Source organism: Streptomyces sp. NPDC046716, assembly GCF_040645755.1.
Taxonomy (GTDB): domain Bacteria; phylum Actinomycetota; class Actinomycetes; order Streptomycetales; family Streptomycetaceae; genus Streptomyces.
Genome location: NZ_JBEYYU010000057.1, coordinates 28,406 through 51,871, shown reverse-complemented (window position 1 = coordinate 51,871; position 23,466 = coordinate 28,406). Strand labels below are relative to the sequence as shown.

Below are 23,466 nucleotides of genomic sequence, written 5' to 3'. Positions count from 1 at the left end.
TCCCGCGGCTGCGCCTGTGGTCCCAAGCACTCCGCTCCGCTTGCCCTGCGCTCCGGCGGGCAAACAGGACCGGTCCGGGGCCGCTCGACATGAGAGATCGCCCGTCTGGCCGCACCATGGGTTCAGAAAGGTGTCAAACCAGCCCAAAGAACCGCTGGGAGGCTGATGTGGTCATGGAGCGATCCGAGCAACGTGCTGTCGTCGCCGAGTTCCTCGGCACCCTTCTGCTGGTCTTCTTCGCCGTCGGCTCGGCCGTCATCGGCCTGAAGTTCATGGGCGCCCTGGGCGTCGCCCTCGCCTTCGGGTTCACCCTGCTCGCCCTCGCCTACGCCATCGGCCCGATCTCGGGCTGCCACGTCAATCCGGCGGTGACCCTCGCGATGCTCGCGGCGGGCCGGATCAACGTGCGGCGGGCGGTGCTGTACTGGGTCGCCCAGTTCGCGGGCGCGATCGCCGGGGCGGCGCTGCTGTACTGGCTGGTCCAGTCGATCCCGGGCCTGGAGACCAGCGGGGCCTTCGGCTCGAACGGCTACGGCAGCCGTTCCGACGTCGGCCTGAGCGGGGGCGGCGCGTTCCTCGCCGAGACCGTGCTCACCTTCCTCCTCGCCTACGTCGTCCTGGCCGTGACCAGCAGGGTCGCGGTGGTGGGCTTCGACGGGCTGCCGATCGGTCTCGCGCTCGGCGTCATCCACATCGTCGGCATCCCGCTGACCGGCACCTCGGTGAACCCGGCGCGTTCGCTCGGCCCGGCGATCTTCGCGGGCGGGCAGGCGCTGTCGCAGCTGTGGCTGTTCATCGTGGCGCCGCTGGTCGGCGGGCTGCTCGCGGCCCTGGTCATCCGCCTCACCCACCCGGCGAACGAGCCCCGCGTGACGGCGGACGTCGCCTGACCGGGCCCCGCCCTGGACTGCGGGCGGTCGGTCGGCGACCATGTCCCGCATGCCTGCCTGGACCATCGGCCCCGAGCCGGTCGCCACCGCCGCCGTCGACGACGTCATGCGGGAGTACTTCACCGAGATGGGACGGCGGGTGCTGGGCCGCTCCGGCACCGACGCCGAACTGCGGGCGGTGCTCGCCAGGGACCCGCATCGGGAACTCGGTCCGCCCGGCGGGGAGTTCCTCGTCGCGCGGGGTGTGGAAGCGGAGTTCCTGGGGTGCGCGGGGATCAGGCTGCTGGGCTCCGACCCGAGGACGGCCGAACTCAAGCGGATGTACGTGCGTCCCGCCGGGCGGGGCGCAGGGCTCGGCCGGGGACTGCTGCTCGCCGTGGAGGACGCGGCCCGGCGGCTCGGAGCCGTACGCGTCGTGTGCGAGACCAACAGCCAACTCACCGAGGCGCGGGCCCTGTACGCACGGTACGGGTATCAGGAGACCCCGCCGTACGAAGGCCACGGCAGGGCCGATCACTGGTTCGCCAAGACCCTCGGGTAGCCCCAGCCGTTCCGGACCGGCGCGCGGGCGTCAGTTGGCGTTGTGCGTGGGGTACAGCTGGACGTCGGTGTAGGCGCCCTTGATGCCGGGAGCACCCGCGGGCCAGTTCAGGGTCACGGAGTGGGTGTCGTTCGGGGGCGTCACGATGATGTTGGTCGGGTTCGAGAGGCTGTCGCCGCTGTTGTCGACCGTGTAGGCGAGGTCGAAGACGGCGGCGTCGCCGGGCTTCAGGGTGGTGACGCGGGGCTGGGCCGAGCCGCGCTCGATCGGGTTCGAGGTGTGGTCGGCGTCCTTGATGTCGACGCCCGCGAAGCCGGTGGCCGAGCAGGTGGTCGCGGCCCGGTTGACCATGGTGATGTTGATCCGGCCCTCGTTCGCGCCGGGCGAGGCGTCCGTGGCGTCGATGGCCAGGTCCTCCGCCTTGCAGAACGTGACCTTGCCGCCGGTCTGCGCCGAGTCGTTCGTGAGGGTTCCGGTGCCCTTCCCGGAGTCCGACTTCGTGCTGCTGCCCGCCTCCGAGCCCTTCGAGCCCGAGCCCTCCGACGCCTGCGACGAGGACGAACCGGTCGACTGCGAGGCGGCGGCGGAGTCCTTGGCCGACGCGCTGGTCCCCGAGTCGTCGCCGCCGCAGGCGGTGAGCGAGAAGGCGGCGGCGACGCTGACGGCGGCGATGGCGGTGATGCGGATGGACTTCACGATGTTCCCCCAGAGGAAAGTCTGTGCTGTGCCTGTGCTGCGCTGTCGGAAATATTTGTATCGCGCACCGAGTCACAGGCGGTCAGCTGCCAGGTCTTCGTTCTGTCACAGGGAACCGAGGCGATTGGTACAGAGAAAACGGCCTCATGGACTGAGCGGAAACTCCCTCAATTCCCTCCAGCCCGTGGCCGTCAGAGCGACCACGTGCAGCGCCGTCAGCTCCGCGACGATCGGCAGCAGGGCGCGGGCGCGGTCGGCGACGGACGCCGCCACGGACGCCTCGGCGCCCAGGGCCACCGTGAGGTGCACCGGCGGATTCGGTCCGAACCGGCCCCCGTAGGGGACCTGGTCCGCGAACGCCGACCGCACGGCCGTCGCCGCCGCCCCCAGCTCGGGCACCGCGACCGCCACGAACCCGGCACGCCGTTCCACCTCGGCCAGCCGGGCCGTGATCCGGCCGGCCGGCAACGCGGACCGCAACCGTTCCAGCGCCCGGTCGTCGACCTGGTCGGCGGGCAGCCACGGGTAGAGCAGCGCGGCGTGCGCGGGCACACCGGGCCGCACCACGCGGGGGTCCGCCGCGGCGGCCAGGTCCAGCAGTGGCTGTGCCTGTGGGACCAGCGCCAGCACGGCCGTCGTTCCCCACGGGGGCATCGTCGATCCCTTCGTACGTACGGGGTTCAGAGGCCCGGCACCGTCACCGGCAGCGCCAGGATCGTGGCCTCCCGGACGGGGCGCCGGGCCTCTTCGAAGAAGTCGGGTGCCGCGCAGGCGAACAAGGTCGTGCCCTGCGCGCCGCCGAGCGCGCACGCGTACACATTGGTGCCGGGCCTGATCTCGTCCGTGACCGTCCCGCCCTCCGTCACCCGCAGCAGCCGCGCCCCGGTGGCGTCCGCGATCCACAGGGCGCCCTCGGCGTCCAGGCAGGCCCCGTCGCCGCTGACGACGAGCTGCGGCACCACCCCGGCGAACTCGCGCTCGGTCGGCACCGCGCCGAACTCGGCCCAGACGCGCCGGTTCTCGAGCTGTCCGTCCGCGCCGATGTCGAAGGCGGTGACCCGGTTGCCGAACGTCTCGGTCACGAGCAGCACCCGCTCCGGGGTGATCGCCATGCCGTTGGGGAACCACAGGTCCGTCGCCGCCTCGGTGACACGGCCGTCCGGGTCCACGCGGTAGAGGGCGGCGGGGGCCAGCGGCGCGCCGCCCATCAGGTCGAACCCGAAACTGCCTATCCAGGCCCGGCCGTCGGCGTCGACCACCATGTCGTTGGCGTGACCGCTCATCCGGTCACCGAGGTCGGCGTGCACCGTGAGCTCGCCGTCCGGCTCGCGGCGCAGGATCCGCGCGTCGCGCATGGACACGATCAGCAACCGGCCGTCGGGCAACCAGCCGAGACCGGACGGCTGTCGGGGGACGGCCGCCTCCACGCGCAGGTCCGAGCCGTCCTCGGCGGCCGAGAACACCTGGTCCTGGTAGAAGTCCGAGAACCACAGCCGGCCGTCGCGCCAGCGCGGCGACTCGGTGAACGCGAATCCTGAGAGCACGGGCGTGGGCTGGGACATGCGGCTCCTTCTGGTCCGATGCGGCCGATGACACGGTGCGCACGGCGAACACGCCGGGCGCTGGGGGACATCCTGCCTCCGGACCGGCGCGGCCGACGGGCGGACTACGGAACGGGCCGCCGCTCGCCCGCGCTGACCAGGCCGGTCTCGTAGGCGGCGACGACGGCCTGGACGCGGTCGCGGAGCTGCAGCTTGGCGAGGACGCGGGTGACGTGGGTCTTGACGGTGGTCTCGGCGAGGTGGAGGCGGGCGGCGAGTTCGGCGTTGCTCAGGCCCTGCGCGAGCAGGCGCAGCACGTCGAGTTCGCGGGGGGTGAGGGTGGCCAGGTCGCGGTGGACGGTGGCGGTCTCGGCGTCGCGGCGCGCGTGGCGCTCGACCAGGCGCCGGGTGATGGCCGGGGCGAGGAGCGCGTCCCCGGTGCGGACCAGGCGGACGGCCGCGGTCAGGTGCTCGGGGGTGACGTCCTTGAGGAGGAAGCCGCTGGCTCCGGCGGACAGGGCCCCGTACACGAGGTGATCGAGGTCGAAGGTGGTCAGGATGATCACCCGGGGTTCGCCGGGGGCGCCGGTGAGGATGCGGCGGGTGGCCTCCAGGCCGTCGAGGTCCGGCATCCGGATGTCCATGAGGACGACGTCGGGGCGGGTGCGGCGGACGGCCTCCACGGCCTCGTGGCCGTCGGCGGCCTCGGCGACCACGTCGATGCCGTCGGCGGTGAGGATCATCCGGAAGCCGGTGCGGACCAGGGCCTGGTCGTCGGCGACGACGACGCGGAGCGGGGCGGTCATGAACTCTCCGTACGGGCCAGGGGGATGAGGGCTTCGACGCGATAGCCGCCGGCGGGGCGCGGGCCGGCGTTCAGGGTGCCACCGTAGACGGCGAGTCGTTCGCGCAGACCGATCAGCCCGTGGCCGTTGCCGGTCGCGGCGGAGGCGTCGGCGGCGCCGCCGGTGTCGGCGATCTCGATGCGCAGGGTGTCGGGGGTGTGGTCGACGCGCACGGTCGCGGTGGCGCCGCGGGCGTGCTTGACGGTGTTGGTCAGGGCCTCCTGCACGATCCGGTAGGCGGCGAGGCCCATCCCGGACGGGACGTGGGCGGCCTGCCCGGTGGAGGTGAGGGTGACGTCGAGACCCGTGTCCCGTACACCGGCGACCAGCTCGGGGATCCGCTCCAGGCCGGGCTGCGGCGCGAGGTCCGCGGTGCCGGCCGGGTCGGGCCCCTCGGCGTTCATGGTCAGCAGGCCCATGGTGTGCCGGAGTTCGGCCATCGCGGCCCGCCCGCCGGCCTCGACGGCGAGCAGTGCCTCGCGGGCGAGCTCGGGGGAGGTGTCCATGACCGTGCGGGCGGCGCCCGCCTGGATCGTCATCATGCTGACGTTGTGGGTGACCACGTCGTGCAACTCGGCCGCGATACGGGCGCGTTCGCGTTCGGCCGCGCGGCGCAGCTCCGCGGCCCGCTCGCGTTCGAGGGCGGCGAGCCGGTCGAGGCTGGTGTCGGCGCGCAGCCGCCAGGAGCGCAGCCCGTTGGCCGCGAAGACCAGCGGGACGAGCACCCACAGCGCCACGTACTTGTCCGGGATGATGGGGAGTTGGGTGTTCCCGGTGCTGCTGAACACCGTGATCGCCACCGGCAGACTGGCCAGCGTGGCGGTGCGGTACGGGCTGTACGCGGCGGCGCTGTAGGCGGCGATGACGCCCTGGTAGATGACCAGCCGGGACGGTGCCTCCTGCGCGAACAGCCCGGCCCCCGCGGTCACCGTCCACAGCACGGCCAGCGGGTAGCGGCGGCGCAGCACGAGCACGGCCGACGTGCAGAGGGCGACGGCCACCCACCCGATCCACCGGTTCGAGCCGATGGGGCTCACCAGCCGGCCCACCCCGTCCACGACCACGACGACCTCGGTGCCGCCGGGGGCGTTGGCCGCGTAGAAGGTCATGGTCACCGTGACGACGGCCGCGAGGACCGCGTCGAAGGCCAGGCTGAGCCGGCCGGGGCGCGGAAGCGGACCCGACGCCCGCCGGAGCACCCCGGCCACCTGCTCGGGCCGGATCGGCAGCAGGGCCCGTATCCGGGTGCGGTTCGACGGTGGTTCGTGCGTCACCGGCTCATTGTCACGGCCCGGACCGCTTCGGCACCTCCTCCTCACCGCCCCACCTCCCGAACCCCGTACACCTCACGACTACTTCTCACGGAGGACCCGGCGCGCGATGGTCCCGGAGCAGTACCGCAAGGGGGTCCGGCGGCCGAGGCGCCCGCCGTCGGACCCCGCCTAGCGTCGGCCGGGGCCGGACGCACCGGCCTCGGCCGACCCCCAGGGAGTACGTACATGACCACGCCGTTGATCGAAGTGCGCGGGGTGAGCCGCCGGTACGACGAGGGGCCGCCCGCCCTGCGCGACGCGTCGCTGACCGTCGCGGCGGGGGAGAGCGTCGCCCTCCTCGGACCGTCGGGCAGCGGCAAGTCCACGCTGCTCAACCTGCTCGCGGGCCTCGACCGGCCGGACGACGGCACGGTCACGGTCGACGGCACCCGGGTGGACCGGCTCGGCGAGGCGGCGGCCGCGCGTTACCGGCGCGCCAAGGTCGGCATGATCTTCCAGTTCTTCCACCTCCTCGACGATCTGACCGTCGTCGACAACGTGCTGCTCCCGGCCCAGCTGTCGGGAACCCTGCCGCGCGCCGAGGCCCGCCGGCGCGCCGCCGGACTGCTGGAGCGCCTCGGGATCGACCGGCACGCCCGCACGTACCCCGGCCGCCTCTCCGGCGGCGAACGGCAACGCGTCGCCGTGGCCCGCGCCCTGATGAACCGGCCGCCCCTGCTGCTCGCCGACGAACCCACGGGAGCGCTCGACAGCGCGTCCGGCGAGGACGTGGGCCGGCTGCTCACCGAACTCAACCGGGACGGCCAGACCGTGGTCCTGGTGACGCACGACCTGGCGCTCGCCCGGGCGTGCGCGACCCGGACCGTCCGCATCACGGACGGCACGACGACCGTGCCGAGCGAGCCGGAGCCGGTCCGATGACCGCTAGGGAACGACGCGCGGGCGGCGCGCTCGGCCGGGTGGTGCGCTCCGGGACGGGCCGCCGACGCGTACAGACGCTGGTGATCGTGCTGGCCACGATGGCGTCGGTGGCCTCCGCGATCCTCGGCGGCTCCCTCGTCGAGGCCTCGGGAGCCCCCTTCGACGACGCCTTCGCGCGGCAGCACGGCGCCCATCTGTCCGCACAGTTCGACGCGGACGCCGCCACGAAGGGGCAACTGGCCCGGACGGCGCGGGCCGACGGCGTCGAGACGGCCTCCGGACCGTTCCGTACGGTGACCGCGACCCCGACGACCGCGAAGGGCCAGGAGCTGTCAACGCTGTCGATCGTCGGCCGGGCCACTCCCCGCGGAGCGGTCGACGCACTCGCCCTGACCGCGGGGCGCTGGGCCGAGCGGCCCGGTGAGATCGTGCTCTCCGCGGACGGCGGACTCTTCCCGGACCTGGGCGGAAGGCTCACCTTCACGGCCCTGCCCGGCAGCCCGGCGCTCACGATCGTCGGCGTGGCCCGGTCGGCGACCCGGACCGCCGACGCCTGGGTGCTGCCCGCCGCCCTGACCGCGCCGACGGCCGGGGATCCGACGGCCGGCTACCAGATGCTGTACCGCCTCACCGCGGCGGACACCGCGGCGCGGCTGACCGCGGGCCGCGCCGCGATCGCCGCCGCCGTACCCCGCGGGGCACTGACCGGAGCGCGGTCCTGGCTGACCGTGCGCGCCGACGCCGAGCGGGACACCGCGCTGTTCGTGCCGTTCCTCGTCGCGTTCGGCGTGCTCGGCCTGGTGATGTCGGTGCTGATCGTCGGTCATGTGGTGACCGGAGCGGTCGGCGCGGGACGGCGGCGCGTCGGCATCCTCAAGGCGGTCGGATTCACCCCCGGCCAGGTCGTACGGGCCTACGTCGCCCAGGCGTCGGTCCCGGCGGCGATCGGCACGGCCCTGGGTGTCGTCGCCGGGCACCTGCTGGTGATCCCGGTCCTGTCGGAGGCCGCCGACGCGTACGGCACGACCCCGTCCGGCGTCGCGCCCGCGGTGGACGCCGCGGTGATCGCGGGGACCCTCGGCACGGTCGCCCTGACCGCGTGGGCGGGCGCCTGGCGGGCCGGACGGCTGCGCACCGTCGACGCCCTCGCCCTCGGCCGCGGACCCGGCTCGGCGCGCGGCCGGCGGGCCGCCCGCCTCGCCGCACGGCTCCCGCTGCCGAGGCCGGTCGGCCTGGGGCTCGCCCGGCCCTTCGCCCGGCCCGCCCGCGCCGCCGCGATGGCGGCGGCCGTGCTCTTCGGCACCGCCGCCGTGACCTTCGCGGTCGGCCTGGGCTCGTCGCTCGCCGAGGTGAGCGAGGCGCGTGCGCACGACGCCGCCGACGTGACCATCGACCCGCACGCCCCGCCCGCGGGCCTTCCCCCGGGCCCCGATCCCCGGCGGGAGGCGCGGGACCGGGCAGCGGCCGAAGCGCTCGCGAAGGCCGACCCCGCCGCCCTGCGCGCGGCGATCGCGCGACAGCCGGGCACCCGTGCCCAGTACGGGCAGGCGACCGGACAGGCGACCGTCGCCGGGATCAGCGGCGCCACCGATGTCATCGCCTTCGACGGCGACGCCTCCTGGGCCGGCTACGCACAGGTCACCGGCCGCTGGATCCGTGCGTCCGGCGAGGCGGTCGTCCCGACCGCGTTCCTGACCGCCACCGGCGCCGCCGTCGGGGACACGCTCACCCTCGACCACGGGGGGACACCGGTCCGCATCCGGATCGTCGGCACCATCCTGGAGACCCACAACGACGGCATGGAGGTCTTCACCGACCTCACCACGTTCACCACGGCCGGCGTCGACCTGACACCGACCAGCCACTTCGTCGCCCTGCGGCCCGGCACCGACCGCACCGCCTACCTCGACGCGCTCAACGCCGATCTCGCGCCGCTCCACCTCACCGCCGACGCACCTGCGCCGGCGAACGGCGGTGACCAGGCCGTCGCCCTCGGCTCCCTGACCGCCCTGCTCACCGCGCTCCTCGTCGCGGTCGCCGCCCTGGGCGTCCTGAACGGCGTCCTGCTCGACACCCGTGAGCGTGCCCGCGAGACCGGCATCCACAAGGCGCTCGGCATGACCCCGCGGCAGACCGTCGTCACGGTCGCCACCTCGGTCGTCGTCACCGGCCTGCTGGGCGGCGCCCTCGGCGTACCGCTCGGCGTCGCCCTGCACCACGTGATCGTCCCGGCCATGGGCGACAGCGCGGGCATCGGCCTGCCCGCCGCCGTCATGGACGTCTACGCTCCGGCCGGCCTCGCCCTGCTCGTCCTGGGCGGACTGCTCATCGCGGTCCTCGGCGCCCTCCTCCCGGGCGTCCGGACGGCCCGGGGGCGGACGGTGGTGGCCCTGCGCGCGGAGTAGCGGGGGTGCGGGCCGGTCAGGCGGTGGTGAGGGAGACCTCGGTGGCCTTGATCAGGGCGGTGACGGAGGAACCGACGGCCAGGCCGAGATCGGTGACGGCGTCCTTGGTGACGGCGGCCGTCAGCTCGCCGCCCTCGACGGCGACCTTGACGGTGGCCATCGCGGCTCCGGCGACGATGTCCCGGACCGTGCCGGGCAGCCGGTTGCGGATCGACAGGCCCTCCACCGCGCCCGTGGCGAGCGACACCTCCGTCGACTTGACCAGGGCGCTCACCGCGGAGCCCTCGGCGAGGCCGAGCTCCTTGACGGCGTCGACGGTGATGGCCGAGGTGAGCTGCTGACCGCCGTCGAGCCGGACCCTGACGGTGGCCATCGCCTCGCCGGCGGTGACCGCCGTGACGGTGCCGGGGATCTGGTTGCGGATGCTCAGGGACATGCGGAACGCCTCACAGGGATGTGCGGTGACGGGCCGGGGATCGGCCACGGTGAGGCCACCGTAACGAGCACGGAGAACGGCCGCGCCGGTCCCTTCGCAGGTGCCAGGGACGGGGCGCGCCCCGGGTCGCATCTCCGGCTCGGGGCGTCCCGCGGTTCACCCGTCAGGCGGGATAGGCGTGCGTCTGCGCCGCCTTCACCGTGGCCCAGACCTCCGCACCCGGGTGCAGCCCGAGTTCGGCGGCGGCCACCGTCGTCAGCCCGGCGGCGAGGGGGAGCTCGCCGGTGAGGTCGGCGCGGATCTGGTCGCCGTGGGTCTCCATGCCCGCGACCTCGCAGCGCCAGAGATTGCGCGCGCTGGTCCCTGCGGGGCGGTCGCGGTACAGGGTCACCGCCGTCGGCGGGAACGTGACGAAGACCGGCCCCGTCAGCTCCTCGGTCGTGGTGATCTCGGGCCCGGACGGCAGCCGCACGGTGTGTCCCTCGGCCTGCCCCTGGTACAGGTTCAGGCCGATGAGGTGGGCGATGTAGTCCGTCCGCGGATGACGGGCGATGTGCCCCGGAGTGCCCTCCTGCACCACCTGGCCGTCCTCGATGACGACCAGCCGGTCGGCGAGGACCATCGCGTCGAGCGGATCGTGCGTGACGAGGACCGCCACCGCCTCGAACTCGGCCAGATGGCGCCGGAGCTGGGCGCGGACCTCCAGCCGGGTACGGGCGTCGAGCGCGGCCAGCGGCTCGTCGAGCAGCAGCAGCCGGGGACGGGTGGCCAGGGCGCGGGCGAGGGCGACGCGCTGGGCCTGCCCGCCGGAGAGCCGGCGGGGCTTCGCGCCCGCGTGCCCGGCCAGGCCCATCCGGTCCAGCCAGCCCGCGGCCTGCTCCCGCGCCTTCGCCTTGGACACGCCGTGGCAGCGCGGCCCGAAGGCGACGTTGTCCAGCGCCGTGAGGTGCGGGAAGAGCAGGTAGTCCTGGAAGACGACGCCGACCGGGCGGCGCTCCGGCGGAGTGCGCTCCAGCTCCGCGCCGTCCAGCCGCAGGTGACCGTCGGTCAGCGGGACGAGACCGGCCAGCGCGCGCAGCGCCGTCGTCTTCCCGGCGCCGTTGGGACCGAGCAGCGCGACGACGTCGCCGGGAGCGGCCGCCAGGGTCACGTCGAGCCGGAACGGCGGCCGCTCGACGACCAGCCGGGCGTCGAGCCCGGCACCGGAGGGGCCCTGCTCCTCCCGCGCGGCCGGGTCCTGGACGGTCTTGTCGGTGTCGGTCATGAGGCGGTCATCCAACGGTCGCGCAGTCCCGCCAGTACGGCGATCGAGACGGCCAGCAGGACGAGGCTGAGGGCGATCGCCGCCTCCGGATCGCTCTGCAGGGCGAGGTAGACGGCGAGGGGCATGGTCTGGGTCCGGCCCGGGAAGTTGCCCGCGAAGGTGATCGTCGCGCCGAACTCGCCGAGCGCCCGCGCCCAGGCGAGCACCGCGCCCGCCGCGATGCCCGGCGCGATCAGCGGCAGGGTGACCCGGCGGAAGGCGGTGAACCGGGAGGCGCCCAGCGTGGTGGCCGCCTCCTCGAAGCGCGGGTCGGCCGCGCGCAGCGTGCCCTCGACACTGATCACCAGGAACGGCATGGCGACGAACGCCTCGGCGACCACGACTCCGGCGGTGGTGAAGGGCAGGGTGATCCCGAACCACGCGTCCAGCCACTGGCCCACCACGCCGTTGCGGCCCAGCGCGGAGAGCAGCGCAACACCGCCGACCACCGGGGGCAGCACCAACGGCAGGGTGACCAGGGCCCGGACGACACCGCGCCCGGGGAACTCGACGCGGGCCAGCAGCCAGGCCAGCGGCACGCCGATCACCAGGCTGACCACGGTCGCGGCGGTCGCGCACAGCAGCGACAGGCGCAGCGCCTGCCACACCGACGCGCTGGTCAGCTGGTCGGGCAGCTCGGACCACGGGGTCCGCACGAGCAGGGCGATCAGCGGCAGGACCAGGAACGCCAGGCCGATCAGCGCGGGCACGAGGAGCGGCAGCGGCGCGCCCCGGAAGTTCCGGCCCGCGCGCCGACGCCGCGGCCCACCCGTGCGGGGGCGGACCGCGGCGCCGGGGTCGTCCAGCGGGGTCACGGCTGGAGGAACCCGGCCGAGGTCAGCACCTTCTGGCCCTCCGCGGACTGGACCAGGGCGATGAACGCCTTGGCGGCCGCGGAGTTCTTCGACTCCTTGAGCTGCGCGATCGGGTAGTCGTTGATGGCGCCGGTCGACTCGGGGAACTCCACGCCCTCCACCTTGTCACCCGCGGCGTGCACGTCGGTCTTGTACACGACGGCCGCGTCGGCCTCCTTCAGCTCCACCTTCGTCAGCGCGGCCTTGACGTCCTGCTCGTAGGAGACCGGCGTGAGCTTGAGCTTGCTGCCTTCGAGGGCCTTCTCGGCGGCGGCGCCGCACGGCACCTCCTTCGCGCAGAGCACGACCTTCAGGTCCTTGTTCGTCAGGTCCTTCAGGGAGGAGACCTTGTCGGGGTTGCCCGGCAGGGTGGCGATCTCCAGCTGGTTGCGGACGAAGGTCGCCGGGGTGCCCGCGGCGTCGCCCTTGTCCGTCACGATCTTCATGGTCTTGGGGCTGGCGGCGGCGAACACGTCCGCCGGGGCGCCGCCCGTGATGCTCGCGGCCAGCGAGTCGCTGCCGCCGAAGCTGAAGGTCACCTTGGTGCCGGGGTGCTGCTTCTCGAACTGCTTGCCCAGCTTCGTGAAGCTCTCCTGGAGCGAGGCCGCGGCGAAGACGGTGACCGTGCCGGACAGCTTGTCCGAGGACGACGACGAGGAGGCCGAGTCGGAGGCGCCGGACGAGTCGTCGGACGAGGAGCACGCGCTCACCGCCAGCAGCGCGGCGGCGCTCGCCCCGGTCACCTGCAGTATCCGGGTGGTGCGGCGGTTCCGGCGCACGGAGGGGGTCGTCACGTTTCTACTCCTGTTCGTTCTGCTTCGTTCTGCGCATGCGCTGAGCATACTGCCGCAAATACGAGGTGTAAGTGCATAGTTGAATCGCATGAGCCAGACTGGATGATCCGACAGATGGTATATGCGTTTGTCCAGGTGGCCCGGCCGGGTACCGTCCCCCGGGAGGTGGTAGCCCGTGAGCCGAATCCGCGCAGCTGCCCGTACGACCGCCGCCCCGATGGCGGAAGTGGTTCTCGCCGGCGATCTCGCCCGGCCGTCCCGGCTGACCGTCGCCGATCTGCTGGACTGGCCCCAGCACGGGGCGACGGTCGCCTTCGAGTGCGCCACCAGCGGCACTCAGCGCCACCGCTTCACCGGTCCGCTCCTGCACGACGTGCTCAGCGCCGCCGGGCCCGGCTTCGACCCCGCCCGGCGCAAGGACCGGCTGCGCTTCCTCATCGCCGTGACCGGCACGGACGGCCACCACAGCCTCATGTCCTGGGCCGAGATCGACCCCGACTTCGGGCGGGCCCCGGTCCTGCTCGCCGCCACCGCCGACGGCGCCCCGCTGGACCGCGCGGGACCCCAGCTGGTGCTGCCGCAGGACCGCTGCGGGGCCCGCTACGTCAGCGGGATCACCGCCATCCGCGTGGACGGCGGCTACCGCTCCTGGCCGTGAGCACCGGTCCCGGGCGGCGCTACGAGGCACCGGGCACCCCGTGCTCCGCCAGCGCCCGCCACACCCGGTCCCGGGTCAGCGGCACCTCGGTGAAGCGGATGCCGGTCGCGTCGCGCAGCGCGTTGGCGAAGGCGGGCGCCACCGGGTTGAAGGGGCTCTCGCTCATCGACTTGGCGCCGAGCGGCCCGATGGTGTCCGTGGTGCCGATGAAGTGGACCTCGGTGCGCGGGACGTCGGCGTACTGGGGGAGCCGGTAGCGGCGGAAGGCGGCCGTGTCGACGGCGCCGCGTTCATCGAGGCGTACGTTCTCGAAGAGGGTGGCGCCGAGCGCCTGGGCGACCCCGCCCTCGATCTGGCCGCGGCACTGCATCGGGTTCATGACCTGCCCGGCGTCGGCCGCGTGCACGCTGCGCAGGATGCGGATCTCGCCGGTGCCCGGGTCGACGGCGACCCTGAACCACTGGGCGTTGAAGGCGACCGAGCGCGGGGTGCCGCCGAAGTGGCCGTCGGCGGTGCACTCGACGCCGACGGCGCGCGCGGCCGCGTACACCTCCTTGAGCGGGAGGCGGCCGCCCGGGTGCAGGACCGCCTCCTCCGTGAGCCGGCAGTCGGCGCGCGGGACCCGCAGCCGGGCGGCGGCGAAGTCGAGGAGCAGGTCCGCGAGGGCGCGCGCGGCGCGCAGGGTGGCCTTGCCCGCGACGACGGTGCCGGTGGAGGCGAAGGCTCCGGTGTCGTGGCGGACGACGTCGGTGTCGGACTGGCGGACGGTGATCCGGTCGACGGTGGTGCCCAGCTCACCGGCCGCGATCTGGCGGTGCACGGTCGTCGTGCCGTTGCCGAACTCGGCGGTGCCGACGGCCAGATCGAAGGAGCCGTCCGGGAGCAGCGTGGCCGCCGCGTCGGCGATGTGCCCGCCGGGCGGACCGGTCGCGATCATCGCGAGGGCCGCGCCCTCGCCGACCAGCCAGTCCGGGGGAGCGGGCACCCCGGCCGCCTCGGTACGGGCCCGGCGCACGATGTCGACGCATTGGTCGAGGCCGTAGCTGGCGATGTGCAGATCCTCCTCGTGGCCGCCGGGAGTGACCATGGGCTCGTCCGCGCCGATGACGTTGCGGGCCTTGAACTCCAGCGGATCCAGGCCCAGTTCCCGGGCCAGTTCGTCGAAGGCCGACTCGACGGCGAACATCACCTGGCCCAGGCCGTAGCCGCGGAAGGCGCCGGCCGGGACGGTGTGCGTATAGACGGAGTAGGCGTCGACCTTCTTGTTGGGGGCGCGGTAGACCGCCATGGACTCGCCGACGCTGTGGAACATCACCGCCGGGCCGTGATTCCCGTACGCCCCCGTGTTGGACACCACCCGCAGCTGGAGCGCGGTGAGCGTGCCGTCGCGGCGCGCGCCCGCCTTCACGCCGATGGTGAAGGGGTGCCGGGTCGTGGCACCGAAGAACTGCTCGGCGCGCGTGTACTCCAGCTTCACCGGGCGGCGCAGCCGGAGCACGGCGAGCGCCACGATGTCCTCGACGAGCATCTCCTGCTTGCCGCCGAAGCCGCCGCCGACCCGGCCCGCGACCACCCGCACCTTCTCGTGCGGCAGGTCGTACAGGTCGCACAGGGCGCGGCGGGTCAGGAACGGGGTCTGCGAACTGGTCCGCACGGTCAGCCGGTCGTCCTCGTCGAACCAGGCGACCGCGCCGTGCGTCTCCAGGCTGGCGTGCTGGACGCGCTGGGTGCGGTACGTGGCCTCGTGGACCACGTCGGCCGCGGCGAACCCGGCCTCGACGTCGCCGGTCTCGCCGTGCGCCTCACCGACCACATTGGCGCGGGGGCGGGCGATCCGGGCGGTGGCCGCGTCCTTGTCGTGGACCACCGGGGCGCCCGGCCGCATCGCCTCCTCCGGGTCCAGTACGGCGGGCAGCACCTCGTACGTCACCTCGATCCGCCGGCAGCCCTCCTCGGCGGCCGCCTCGCTGTCGGCGACGACCGCCGCGACCCGCTGGCCGATGTGGCGCACCGTGTCGTCGAGGACGCGTGTGTCGGCCGGGTCCTCCTCCGGGTGCTCGTGGCGGGCGGTGGAGAAGTGCCGCTCGGGGGCGTCGTGGTGGGTGAGGACCAGGTGGACGCCCGGGACGCGCAGCGCGGCCGCGGTGTCGATGGCGGTGATCCGCGCGTGGGCGTGCGGGGAGCGCAGCAGCTTCATGTGCAGCAGGCCGGGACCGGCGGAGAAGTCCAGGTCGAAGGTGTAGCGGGCGGTGCCGGTGACGACCTGGGGGCCGGCCGGAGCGGGCAGATTGCGGCCCACGGCCTCGCCCGCGCACGGCTCCTCCACGTGCTTGACCCCGCGCACGGCGTCCTCGATGGCCCGGTAGCCGGTGCACCGGCACAGATTCCCCTTGAACGCCCGGGGCAGGTCGGTGAGCTGCTCCTCGTCCAGGGCCGCCGTCGTCATCAGGAAACCGGCGGTGCAGAAGCCGCACTGGAAGCCCTGCGCGTCGAGGAACCTCTGCTGCACGGGGTGGAGTTCGCCGTCCGGCGACGCCAGGCCCTCGACCGTGGTGACCGCGCGGCCGTCGGCGCGGAAGGCCGGATAGAGGCAGCTGTGCACCGGCTCGCCGTCCACATGGACGGTGCAGGCGCCGCAGTCCCCGGCGTCGCAGCCCTTCTTCACGCCGAACCAGCCGCGCTCGCGCAAGTACGTGCGCAGGCACTGCCCGGGACGTGGATCCTCGCCGTGGGTACGGCCGTTGACCTCAACCTTCATCGTCGCCCTCCCGTTCCGACGGCTCTCCCAGTTCGCGGCGGATCTCCTCCGCGTACCGGAGCGTCATGTGGCGCCGCCACGCGGGCAGCCCGTGGATGTCGTCGAACCACTCCTCGTCCGCGACGGCCGCCACGATCGCCGCGCGCAGCGCCGGAGCGGACGGGGGCAGCGGGAACCACAGCCGTACCGGCCGGACGGTGGACGCCGTGACGGTGAGGGCGAGCGAGCCGTCGGACGGGTCGAGGGCGCCGATGACCAGCACACCGGAGCGGCCGAGTCCGTACAGCGACGCCTGCCGGAACGCCGTACGGCAGGCCAGGGCGCGCGCGGGCAGGGTCACCGAGCGCAGCAGCTCGCCCTCGGCGCGGGCCGTGCGCCCGGCGCCGGTGACGAAGTCGGCGACCCGTACCCGGCGGCGCACACCGTCCTGGGCCAGCAGCAGGCACTCGCCGTCGAGCGCCGCCGTCAGCGAGATCATCGGGCCCGCCGGGAGGCCGTTGCAGAGATTGCCGCCGACCGTGGCCATGTTCCAGATCTTGAACGAGGCGAGGAAGGCCCGGCAGCACCGCTCGAACAGCGGGGCCGCCGGTTCCGCCAGCTCCTTCGCGAAACGGGACAGTTGGGCGATGGTGCAGGTCGCGGCGATCTCCAGGGAGCCGTCCGCGTGCCGTTCGAGCGGCGTCCAGCCGGTGCGGCCGAGGTCCACCAGACGGCGCAGTCTCGGCTGCGGCTCGGAGAACAGATAGGTGCCGCCGCCCAGCCAGGCGTCGCCTGGCCGCCAGGGGGCGGGCACCCGCGCGTCCCGGATCTCGGCCACCGTGTTCAGGTCCATGGCGGTCAGTGAAGCAATCCGCGACGGGCCCGCACGACTGGTGCGCCACACGGAATCGCCCCGCTCCGCGGGCCGCCTTTTGGTGAATCAACCAACGAGCATTTCGCTCGGTTCACCTTGCACTTACTATGCGATCACTCGTATTCACCTGGTGATTGCGAGATGCCGGGTGGTTGATCCCCCGCCCGGTGGCCGCACGAGGAGCCGGAACACATGCACGTCGAAAACCTCCTGGGGGACCAGAATCTGGGCCTGCGCCCGCTGTGGGCCGAGGACGCGTCGCTGCGGCGGGAGATCAGCGGGGTGACGGTCACCGACCTCGAGGATCCGGCCCGTTTCGTCCGGGCCGGCGAGGCCGTGCTCAGCGGCCTCGTCTGGTGGACCCCGCAGGACGGCGAGGGCAAGGCGGACCGCTTCGTCCGCGCGCTGCGGGCCGCGGACGCCGCCGTCCTGCTGGCCGGCGAGGAGACCCACGGCGCGGTCCCCGACGCGCTGATCGAGGCGTGCGCACGGCACGGGATGCCGCTGGCCGGCGTACCGCCGCACGTGATGTTCCGGGCCGTCACCGAGAGCGTGTACGTGCGGCAGTGGGGGGAGTTGAGCCGTCGGCACGCCCTGCCCGGACACCTGCGCGAACGGCTCGGGCTGCTGCTCTCCCAGGAAGCGGGACCGGACGCGATCCTCGCCGCCGCCTTCGCGCACCTGCGGGAGGGAACCGTCGCGTACGTGGTGACCGGCGCCGGACGGACGGTCGCGGCCACGCCGGCCGACGCCGGAGACGGCGGACTGGAGGCCGGGGTCACCGTGGCGGTGGAGGCGGACGGCCTGTCCCCGTACGAGCGGTGGGAGTTGCGGCTGCCCGATCCCGACGCCGTGCCGCCGGGGCTGCTGCACGAGGTGGCGGCCGTCCTCGCGCGCTGCCAGGAGGCACTCGCCCGGCGAGCGGCAGCCGTCCGGCGGGCCGCCGACGACCTGGGCGCGCTGCTCGCCCGGCCCGGCGCCGACGAGGGGGCCGAGGAGGCGGACATCGAACGGGCGCTGCGGGCCTGCGCGCTGCCCGCCGAGGGGCCGTACCGGGTGCTCGCCGCCACCACGGGCGCCCGGCGGGGCGGGGCCGCCGAAGGGGCGCTGGCGGAGGTGGTGGCCCGGGCGGGAACCGGGCCCGCGGCCGTGGGGCGGCTCCCCGACGGCACCGCCTTCGCCGTCGTGTCCGGAACCCTTCCCGCCGACGCGTCCGCCGGGGCATGGTCGCGCGTCGCCGCCTGCGTCCCCGGCGCACCGCTGTACGGGGGGACCGGAACCCCGGCCGCCGGGCCGCGGGATCTGGCCGGGGCGCTGGCCGAGGCCCGCTACGCCCTGACCTGCGCGAGCGGCGGCGCCCCCGGCGTCTCGGCGCTCGTCGACACCGCCGGTCTCGGCGGACTCGGCGCGCTCCTGGCCGGGGTGCCCGCGCCGGTGCGGGCCGTCTACAGCAGGACCGTGCTGGGCCCGCTGTTCGATGCGAGGACCGCGTCCGCCGCCGCCCTCCTGGAGACCCTGCGGACCTTCCTCGCCTGCGACTGCTCCTGGGCCCGCGCCGCCGAGGCGCTCCATCTGCACGTCAACACCGTGCACTACCGGGTCCGGCGCATCGAACACTTCACCGGGCGCGACCTGTCCCGGCTTCCGGACCGCCTCGATCTGTGGACGGCCCTGCTGTGCCGGGGGACGGGTGAGCCGGGAGAGGGGTGAGGGCGGGCCCGGTGGCCGTCGTTCAGACCCGGTCGATGTGCACGTTCGTCGACTTCACCCGGGCCGTGGCCTCCACGCCGACCTCCAGCTCCAGCTCCTCGACCGCCTCACGGGTGAGCAGGGACACCAGCCGGTGCGGGCCCGCCTGGATCTCGACCTGCGCCGCCACGTCGCCGAGCTTGATCGCGGTCACGATGCCTGGGAAGGCGTTGCGGACCGAGGTGTAGGAGGCGTCCTCCTCGCCCGTCCCGCTCTTGGCGAGCTCGACGGAGAACGCCGCCAGGTCCTTCCCGTCGATGAGCCGCTTGCCGCTCTCGTCCCGATGGGTCGTCACTCGTCCCGCGTCCGCCCACCGGCGGGCGGTGTCAGGGCTCACGCCGAGCAGCCGCGCTGCCTGGCCGATCGTGTATGACTGCATGCGCGCCAAGATATCCGGGATATCCGGCCCACCCGCGCCCGGTCCGTCCTCCCGGCCTACGTCGCCGCGAACGGCGCAGATGCCAGCCAATAAGGCCAATATGGCATGCATGCACGGGGATGAATTACGCTCATGCCTTGTATCTGTGGTCCACGGGAACGATGGGGCTGGTCATGGAGAAGGGCATGCTGCCGCCGGGGCAACGGCTGGCCAGAGGGTGGCCCGTCTCGCACTACGGGCCGGTACCGCGCTTCCGGGCCGAGCGCTGGACGCTGCAGGTCTTCGGCGCGACCGCCGGCGGGGACACCCACTCCTGGACCTTCGACGAGGTCACCGCCATGCCCCGGACCACCGTCCACGCCGACCTGCACTGCGCCTCCGGCACCAGCACCACCGGCCACACCTTCTACGGCGTGCCGGGCCGCGCCCTCCTCGACCTCGCGCCGCCCGCCGCCGGTGCGACGCACGTGATGGCCTGGGCCGAGTACGGGTACAGCGCCAATCTCCGCCTCGCCGACCTCACGGCCGACACCACCGTCCTGGCCACCCACCACGACGGCGAGCCGCTCACCGCCGAACACGGCTTCCCGCTCCGCCTCGTGGTGCCGCACCTGTTCGGCTACAAGGGCCCCAAATGGCTGCGCGGCATCGAGTACATGACGCAGGACCGCCGAGGCTTCTGGGAGGAGCGCGGCTACCACAACGTCGCCGACCCCTGGGCCGCCCAGCGCTACTCGTACCAGGAGGAGGACGAGCGCTAGGGCCTGTCTGCCCGGCCCGCCCTCACTCTTCGCCGTCGCGATGACCGGCTCCTAGGTCCTGACCTTCCAGGTCTATCTGGCACTGCCCCTCGCGGCCGGCCAGGCGCTGGGAGCGCGCGGAACATGGGCGACGAGCGGCCTGTTCGTCGTCTCGGCCGCCGTCGCCGTGGCCGGTCAACTACGGCTGACCGGCTGGGCGAAGCGCCGCTGGGACCCCGAGCAGGCCCTGGTGCGCGGGCTCGCCGCGATGGGCCTGGCCTTCCTGCCGCTGGCCCTCACCCCGCCCGGCGCCCGGGCGGGCGTCGTCGTCGCTCTCGTCGCCGCGGTGACCCTGCTGGCCGTCGGCGGCGCGGTCGTCTACCCCTTCGAGATGGACACCGTCGTCTCCCTGTCCGGCAACCGCCTCGTGGCCACGCACTACGGCCTCTACAACACCGTGTCGGGCCTCGTCTGCGCGTCGTCGGTCGCCGCGCTCGCCCGCAGCGGACGCCTCGCACCTCGGGTGGAGCCCGAACTCGTGTCGGCCTAGGGCTGGTTGACGCCCGCATCCTGTGCCGTGCCCGCCCCGCGCGGGCACGGTTCGGGCACGGGGCCGGACTTCCTACGCCGTCCGCCGTCGCAGCGTCCTCCACGTGACCGCCAGTCCGGATACGACGGCCGCCAGCAGAGTGCCGGTGACGGCTGCCGCCAGAGTTCCGGTGTTCAGGTGCAGGCCGACCTGGGACGAGCCGGCCTGGGAGAGACCCGAGGCCATGCCCAGCAGCGGGGGCACCGTCACCGCCACTCCCAGGACGGTGCCGATGGCGACCACCAGCACTGTCTCGCCCGCCGAGGCGAGGAGCAGCTGGCGGGGTGTGCCGCCGGTGGACGTCAGCACCCCGACGTCGCGCCGTCGGGCGTGGGCGGCCATGGCCATGCTGTTGACGACCGCGATGACGCTGTAGCCGACGGCGATCGCGATGAGCAGAGCGGCGAGCGCGTCGGTCAGTCTCGCGTCGGTCTCGTAGTCGGCCAGGGCGTACGCCGCGGCGTCGTGCAGAGCGGTGCCGGGGACCGCGGCGGAGGCCGTGGTGGTGCCGGGGACGAAGATGTCGTCCGTGAGCGCGGCGGGATCATGGGCACGCACCAGGTCCCGGGCGACCACGAAATCCCCCCGCGCCGGATCGTCGGGAAGGACCGCCCCGACGCGCAGGGCGACGGTCTCGCCGTCGGCGAACCGGACCGGCACCTCCTGCCCCTCCCGCAAGTCCAGCTCCCCGGCCGTGCGTTCCCCGAGCACGGCTTCTCCGGGCCGGCCCCAGCGCGCGTCCCTGCTGCCCAGGACATCCAGGACTGTCGCGGGGCCCTGAGGCTTCCGGGGCACGAACGCTCGGGTCGGCAGCGCCGCCTTGCCCACCGGGTTGGCCGCCACCACCTCGTCGGTGTTCCCCGGTGTGCCGGCCGGAGTGACGATCGTCCGGCCCCGCACCTTCAGGGCCTCACTCGCCGGGTACGCCACCCGCATCGTCTCCACCATGCCGCTGAGCAGCACCGCGAAACCGACGGCGGCGATCACGGGAGCCACCAGGGAGGCGGCCCGGCGCGGGTTCGCCGTCAGCTCCGCGCGGACCAGGACCGCACCCGCTCCGACACCGCGCGCGAAGGGCGCCGTCAGCCCTCGCGCGACCGGCCCGACCAGCACCGGAGCCAGCAGGGCCGACGCGGTGATGAGCATCGTCGTGGCGAAGATCGCCCTGTTGACGCGGTCGTCCGCGCTGGAGAACGCGGTTCCCACGGCGAGCAGCCCGCCGACGGCCAGCGCGGCGACTCCCGAGAGCCAGCGGCCGCGCCCCATGCCCCGGTCGTCGGAGCGGCTGTCGAGCAGCGCCTCCACGGGAGCGACCCGGGCGGCCTTGCGGCTCGCCGCCCAGGCCCCGATGACACTGACGCCCACACCGATCGCGGTGGCGGTGAGCAGCGGCCAGGCGGCGACGCGGATCCGCAGATCCGGCGGCGCGACGTCCAGGCCGTCGAGCAGGGCGCGCAGCAGCGGGGTGGCGGCCACCCCGGCCGCGCAGCCGGCGATCGAGCCGAGCAGGCCGACCACGGCCGCCTCACCGAGAATCATGCGGCGGATCTGGGCGGGAGCGGCGCCGAGCGTGCGCAGCAGCCCGATCTCGCGGCGCCGCATCCCGGTCGCCAGGGCCAGCAGCGAGGCGACGACGAAGACCGTGGTGAACAGGCTGAGGAAGGCCATCGCGCCGATCAACTGCACGCCCAGGAAACGCTGATGCTCGAGGTGCGCCGGCTGTATCTCGGCGCGCCCGTCCCCGGAGACCACTCTGCCGTCGTCACCGACCGCCTTCGCGGCGGCCGCGACGATCGCCCCCGTGTCGGCCCTCTCGCTGGTGACCAGGGCGATGGCCCGGACACCGGGCTGCTGCCGCGCGGCGAACGCCTCGCTGAAGTAGTAACCCGGGCCGTCCACCGTGCCCACCACGGTGAACTGCCTGCGTCCCTGAGTGATGTTGACCGTCAGCGTGCTTCCCGGGGCGACCCCCAGGGCGCGGTCCACCACGACCTCTTTCATGCCGCGCGGGGCCCGGCCGGACACCGTCGCGTACGGTGCCGTGCGCGCGCCGTCCCAGTTGTGCCCGGACTCCAGGGCGCCCTCGTCGGCCACCGGGCGGTCGTCCACCATCGCCTGGGCGTAGAAGGAGCGGTCGAGCACGGCGCGGGTCACGCCCGGCACCTCGGCGAGCGCGGCCCGCAGCCGGCCGGCCTCGGCCGGACCCCAGGGCACCACGTCCTCGGGACTGCCGTCGGTGTCGACGGCCCGCTCGGGCAGCGCCAGGACGGCAGCGCCCGCGTACCGGGCCTGCACCCCGGGCCGCGACGAGTCGTAGATGACCAGCGTGGTCGTGATCAGGGCGACGCCCACCAGGACGGCGGCGAAGGCACCGAGGAAGGCGGACCAGCGGTCCCGCACGTTCGCGACGATCAGCATCATGACTCCAGCCGGGTCATATGGGCGGCGATGGCGGCGGCGTGATCCGAGCCGGACCCGCGGTCGAGGGGTATCCGGTCGGCGATCCGCCCGTCCCGGAGGTAGACCACGACGTCCGCCGAGGCCGCGGCCACGGGATCGTGCGTGACCATCAGCGTGGTCTGGCCCTCCTGGTCGACCAGCATCCGCATCATCCGCAGCACCTCCCGCGAGGTGACGGTGTCGAGCGCGCCGGTCGGCTCGTCCGCGAAGAGCACAGCGGGACGCGTGACCAGGGCCCGGGCGAGGGCGACGCGCTGCTGCTGCCCGCCGGACAGCTGGCTGGGCCGGTGTCTCGCCCGCTCCGCCAGACCGACCGCCGCGAGCGCGCCCGTGACCTGCTCGCGGCCGACTCTGCGGCCCGCGAACCGGGACGGCAGCTCCACGTTCTGCGCGGCCGTCAGCGACTCCACCAGATTGAACGCCTGGAAGACGAACCCGACGTGCTCGCGCCGCAGTTCGGTGCGCTCCTTCTCGCTGCGCCCGCCCATGTCCACGCCCGCGAGGACGATCCGGCCCTCCGTCGGCCGCTCGAGTCCGGCCGCGCACCGCAGCAGCGTCGACTTCCCCGAGCCGGACGGGCCCATGATGGCGGTGAACGTCCCGCGGGCGAAGCCGAGGGAGACACCGTCGAGGGCGGTCACCCGGTGTCCGCCGGCGTCGTGGATCTTGTGCACGTCCTGCAGCTCGACCGCGTCCTGCACGGGAGTTCGCTTCGTTGTCGTCATGCGTCGATTCCACCGGCCGGAGGGCGGCCGCCACACTGATCCTGGCTCTACTCCA

The 23,466-nt window shown here is 73.9% G+C and carries 21 protein-coding genes and 1 pseudogene; 8 read left to right on the top strand and 14 right to left on the bottom strand.

What is annotated here, in order from left to right:
* Positions 1-173: 173 nt before the first annotated feature.
* Positions 174-890 (top strand): MIP family channel protein, encoded by a 717-nt coding sequence (locus tag ABZ930_RS32520; protein WP_351453326.1) that lies wholly within the window; start codon positions 174-176, stop codon positions 888-890.
* Between the two features lie 49 nt (positions 891-939).
* The gene (locus ABZ930_RS32515; protein ID WP_361555884.1) at positions 940-1,431 is read left to right on the top strand and encodes a GNAT family N-acetyltransferase; all 492 of its coding nucleotides are present in this window, start codon (positions 940-942) and stop codon (positions 1,429-1,431) included.
* Between the two features lie 30 nt (positions 1,432-1,461).
* On the opposite strand, the gene ABZ930_RS32510 is transcribed toward ABZ930_RS32515, so the two are convergent.
* The 5 genes from ABZ930_RS32510 to ABZ930_RS32490 form a co-directional block, all read right to left on the bottom strand.
* Positions 1,462-2,127: a DUF4232 domain-containing protein gene (locus ABZ930_RS32510; RefSeq protein WP_361555881.1), complete on the bottom strand. Its 666-nt coding sequence runs from the start codon at positions 2,125-2,127 to the stop codon at positions 1,462-1,464.
* A gap of 144 nt (positions 2,128-2,271) precedes the next feature.
* Positions 2,272-2,781, bottom strand: coding sequence for a 2'-5' RNA ligase family protein (locus ABZ930_RS32505; protein WP_361555878.1), 510 nt, complete (start codon positions 2,779-2,781; stop codon positions 2,272-2,274).
* A gap of 26 nt (positions 2,782-2,807) precedes the next feature.
* The gene (locus ABZ930_RS32500; RefSeq protein ID WP_361555875.1) at positions 2,808-3,689 is read right to left on the bottom strand and encodes an SMP-30/gluconolactonase/LRE family protein; all 882 of its coding nucleotides are present in this window, start codon (positions 3,687-3,689) and stop codon (positions 2,808-2,810) included.
* A gap of 104 nt (positions 3,690-3,793) precedes the next feature.
* Complete coding sequence (locus ABZ930_RS32495; RefSeq protein WP_361555872.1) at positions 3,794-4,474, bottom strand: response regulator transcription factor; 681 nt, start codon at positions 4,472-4,474, stop codon at positions 3,794-3,796.
* Positions 4,471-5,787 (bottom strand): histidine kinase, encoded by a 1,317-nt coding sequence (locus ABZ930_RS32490; protein ID WP_361555869.1) that lies wholly within the window; start codon positions 5,785-5,787, stop codon positions 4,471-4,473. Before ABZ930_RS32490 ends, ABZ930_RS32495 begins: the two co-directional genes overlap by 4 nt.
* A 225-nt stretch (positions 5,788-6,012) precedes the next feature.
* On the opposite strand from ABZ930_RS32490, the gene ABZ930_RS32485 reads away from it, so the two are divergent.
* Together ABZ930_RS32485 and ABZ930_RS32480 are read left to right on the top strand one after the other, a co-directional pair.
* On the top strand, positions 6,013-6,708 hold the full coding sequence (locus ABZ930_RS32485) for an ABC transporter ATP-binding protein (RefSeq protein WP_361555866.1): 696 nt from the start codon (positions 6,013-6,015) through the stop codon (positions 6,706-6,708).
* Entirely contained in the window at positions 6,705-9,113 is a 2,409-nt protein-coding gene (locus ABZ930_RS32480; protein ID WP_361555864.1) for an FtsX-like permease family protein, read from the top strand. Before ABZ930_RS32485 ends, ABZ930_RS32480 begins: the two co-directional genes overlap by 4 nt.
* Before the next feature lie 16 nt (positions 9,114-9,129).
* On the opposite strand, the gene ABZ930_RS32475 is transcribed toward ABZ930_RS32480, so the two are convergent.
* From ABZ930_RS32475 to modA, 4 genes are all read right to left on the bottom strand, one after another.
* A complete protein-coding gene (locus ABZ930_RS32475) occupies positions 9,130-9,549 on the bottom strand; it encodes a TOBE domain-containing protein (protein WP_361555861.1) in 420 nt (139 codons plus the stop codon).
* 163 nt (positions 9,550-9,712) lie between these two features.
* On the bottom strand, positions 9,713-10,813 hold the full coding sequence (locus ABZ930_RS32470) for an ABC transporter ATP-binding protein (protein WP_361555858.1): 1,101 nt from the start codon (positions 10,811-10,813) through the stop codon (positions 9,713-9,715).
* Complete coding sequence (locus tag ABZ930_RS32465) at positions 10,810-11,667, bottom strand: ABC transporter permease (protein WP_361555855.1); 858 nt, start codon at positions 11,665-11,667, stop codon at positions 10,810-10,812. Before ABZ930_RS32465 ends, ABZ930_RS32470 begins: the two co-directional genes overlap by 4 nt.
* Positions 11,664-12,500 carry a molybdate ABC transporter substrate-binding protein gene (modA, locus tag ABZ930_RS32460; RefSeq protein ID WP_361555852.1) on the bottom strand — a complete coding sequence of 279 codons (837 nt, stop codon included), beginning with the start codon at positions 12,498-12,500 and terminating at the stop codon, positions 11,664-11,666. Before modA ends, ABZ930_RS32465 begins: the two co-directional genes overlap by 4 nt.
* A gap of 175 nt (positions 12,501-12,675) precedes the next feature.
* Between modA and ABZ930_RS32455 the strand changes: the two genes are divergently transcribed.
* On the top strand, positions 12,676-13,158 hold the full coding sequence (locus tag ABZ930_RS32455) for a molybdopterin-dependent oxidoreductase (protein ID WP_361555849.1): 483 nt from the start codon (positions 12,676-12,678) through the stop codon (positions 13,156-13,158).
* A gap of 19 nt (positions 13,159-13,177) precedes the next feature.
* On the opposite strand, the gene ABZ930_RS32450 is transcribed toward ABZ930_RS32455, so the two are convergent.
* Both ABZ930_RS32450 and ABZ930_RS32445 read right to left on the bottom strand, forming a co-directional pair.
* The gene (locus tag ABZ930_RS32450) at positions 13,178-15,916 is read right to left on the bottom strand and encodes a molybdopterin cofactor-binding domain-containing protein (protein WP_361555846.1); all 2,739 of its coding nucleotides are present in this window, start codon (positions 15,914-15,916) and stop codon (positions 13,178-13,180) included.
* A complete protein-coding gene (locus tag ABZ930_RS32445; RefSeq protein WP_361555843.1) occupies positions 15,906-16,748 on the bottom strand; it encodes an FAD binding domain-containing protein in 843 nt (280 codons plus the stop codon). The genes ABZ930_RS32450 and ABZ930_RS32445 overlap by 11 nt, the downstream gene beginning before the upstream one ends.
* A gap of 213 nt (positions 16,749-16,961) precedes the next feature.
* Here ABZ930_RS32445 and ABZ930_RS32440 point away from each other — a divergent pair, with 213 nt between their 5' ends.
* Entirely contained in the window at positions 16,962-18,479 is a 1,518-nt protein-coding gene (locus ABZ930_RS32440) for a helix-turn-helix domain-containing protein (protein WP_361555840.1), read from the top strand.
* Positions 18,480-18,501: 22 nt separating this feature from the next.
* Here the strand turns inward: ABZ930_RS32440 and ABZ930_RS32435 are convergent, their stop codons facing one another.
* Positions 18,502-18,897, bottom strand: coding sequence for a helix-turn-helix transcriptional regulator (locus ABZ930_RS32435; RefSeq protein ID WP_361555837.1), 396 nt, complete (start codon positions 18,895-18,897; stop codon positions 18,502-18,504).
* 173 nt (positions 18,898-19,070) lie between these two features.
* On the opposite strand from ABZ930_RS32435, the gene ABZ930_RS32430 reads away from it, so the two are divergent.
* Positions 19,071-19,658 carry a molybdopterin-dependent oxidoreductase gene (locus ABZ930_RS32430; protein ID WP_361555900.1) on the top strand — a complete coding sequence of 196 codons (588 nt, stop codon included), beginning with the start codon at positions 19,071-19,073 and terminating at the stop codon, positions 19,656-19,658.
* A 25-nt stretch (positions 19,659-19,683) separates the two neighbouring features.
* Positions 19,684-20,187: pseudogene (locus ABZ930_RS32425) on the top strand (MFS transporter); the annotation flags it as partial.
* Positions 20,188-20,259: 72 nt separating this feature from the next.
* Here ABZ930_RS32425 and ABZ930_RS32420 read toward each other — a convergent pair.
* Positions 20,260-22,647, bottom strand: a complete 2,388-nt coding sequence (locus tag ABZ930_RS32420; protein WP_361555834.1) for an ABC transporter permease — start codon at positions 22,645-22,647, stop codon at positions 20,260-20,262.
* Positions 22,644-23,411, bottom strand: coding sequence for an ABC transporter ATP-binding protein (locus ABZ930_RS32415; protein ID WP_361555831.1), 768 nt, complete (start codon positions 23,409-23,411; stop codon positions 22,644-22,646). Before ABZ930_RS32415 ends, ABZ930_RS32420 begins: the two co-directional genes overlap by 4 nt.
* Positions 23,412-23,466 lie beyond the last annotated feature (55 nt).

Bases quoted from the DNA above. Each gene is read 5' to 3' on its own strand.
- ABZ930_RS32520 (WP_351453326.1), top strand. From the start codon at position 174: ATGGAGCGATCCGAGCAACGTGCTGTCGTCGCCGAGTTCCTCGGCACC.
- ABZ930_RS32515 (WP_361555884.1), top strand. From the start codon at position 940: ATGCCTGCCTGGACCATCGGCCCCGAGCCGGTCGCCACCGCCGCCGTC.
- ABZ930_RS32505 (WP_361555878.1), bottom strand. From the start codon at position 2,781: ATGCCCCCGTGGGGAACGACGGCCGTGCTGGCGCTGGTCCCACAGGCA.
- ABZ930_RS32500 (WP_361555875.1), bottom strand. From the start codon at position 3,689: ATGTCCCAGCCCACGCCCGTGCTCTCAGGATTCGCGTTCACCGAGTCG.
- ABZ930_RS32495 (WP_361555872.1), bottom strand. From the start codon at position 4,474: ATGACCGCCCCGCTCCGCGTCGTCGTCGCCGACGACCAGGCCCTGGTC.
- ABZ930_RS32485 (WP_361555866.1), top strand. From the start codon at position 6,013: ATGACCACGCCGTTGATCGAAGTGCGCGGGGTGAGCCGCCGGTACGAC.
- ABZ930_RS32480 (WP_361555864.1), top strand. From the start codon at position 6,705: ATGACCGCTAGGGAACGACGCGCGGGCGGCGCGCTCGGCCGGGTGGTG.
- ABZ930_RS32475 (WP_361555861.1), bottom strand. From the start codon at position 9,549: ATGTCCCTGAGCATCCGCAACCAGATCCCCGGCACCGTCACGGCGGTC.
- ABZ930_RS32470 (WP_361555858.1), bottom strand. From the start codon at position 10,813: ATGACCGACACCGACAAGACCGTCCAGGACCCGGCCGCGCGGGAGGAG.
- ABZ930_RS32450 (WP_361555846.1), bottom strand. From the start codon at position 15,916: ATGAAGGTTGAGGTCAACGGCCGTACCCACGGCGAGGATCCACGTCCC.
- ABZ930_RS32445 (WP_361555843.1), bottom strand. From the start codon at position 16,748: ATGGACCTGAACACGGTGGCCGAGATCCGGGACGCGCGGGTGCCCGCC.
- ABZ930_RS32440 (WP_361555840.1), top strand. From the start codon at position 16,962: ATGCACGTCGAAAACCTCCTGGGGGACCAGAATCTGGGCCTGCGCCCG.
- ABZ930_RS32435 (WP_361555837.1), bottom strand. From the start codon at position 18,897: ATGCAGTCATACACGATCGGCCAGGCAGCGCGGCTGCTCGGCGTGAGC.
- ABZ930_RS32430 (WP_361555900.1), top strand. From the start codon at position 19,071: ATGGAGAAGGGCATGCTGCCGCCGGGGCAACGGCTGGCCAGAGGGTGG.
- ABZ930_RS32420 (WP_361555834.1), bottom strand. From the start codon at position 22,647: ATGATGCTGATCGTCGCGAACGTGCGGGACCGCTGGTCCGCCTTCCTC.
- ABZ930_RS32415 (WP_361555831.1), bottom strand. From the start codon at position 23,411: ATGACGACAACGAAGCGAACTCCCGTGCAGGACGCGGTCGAGCTGCAG.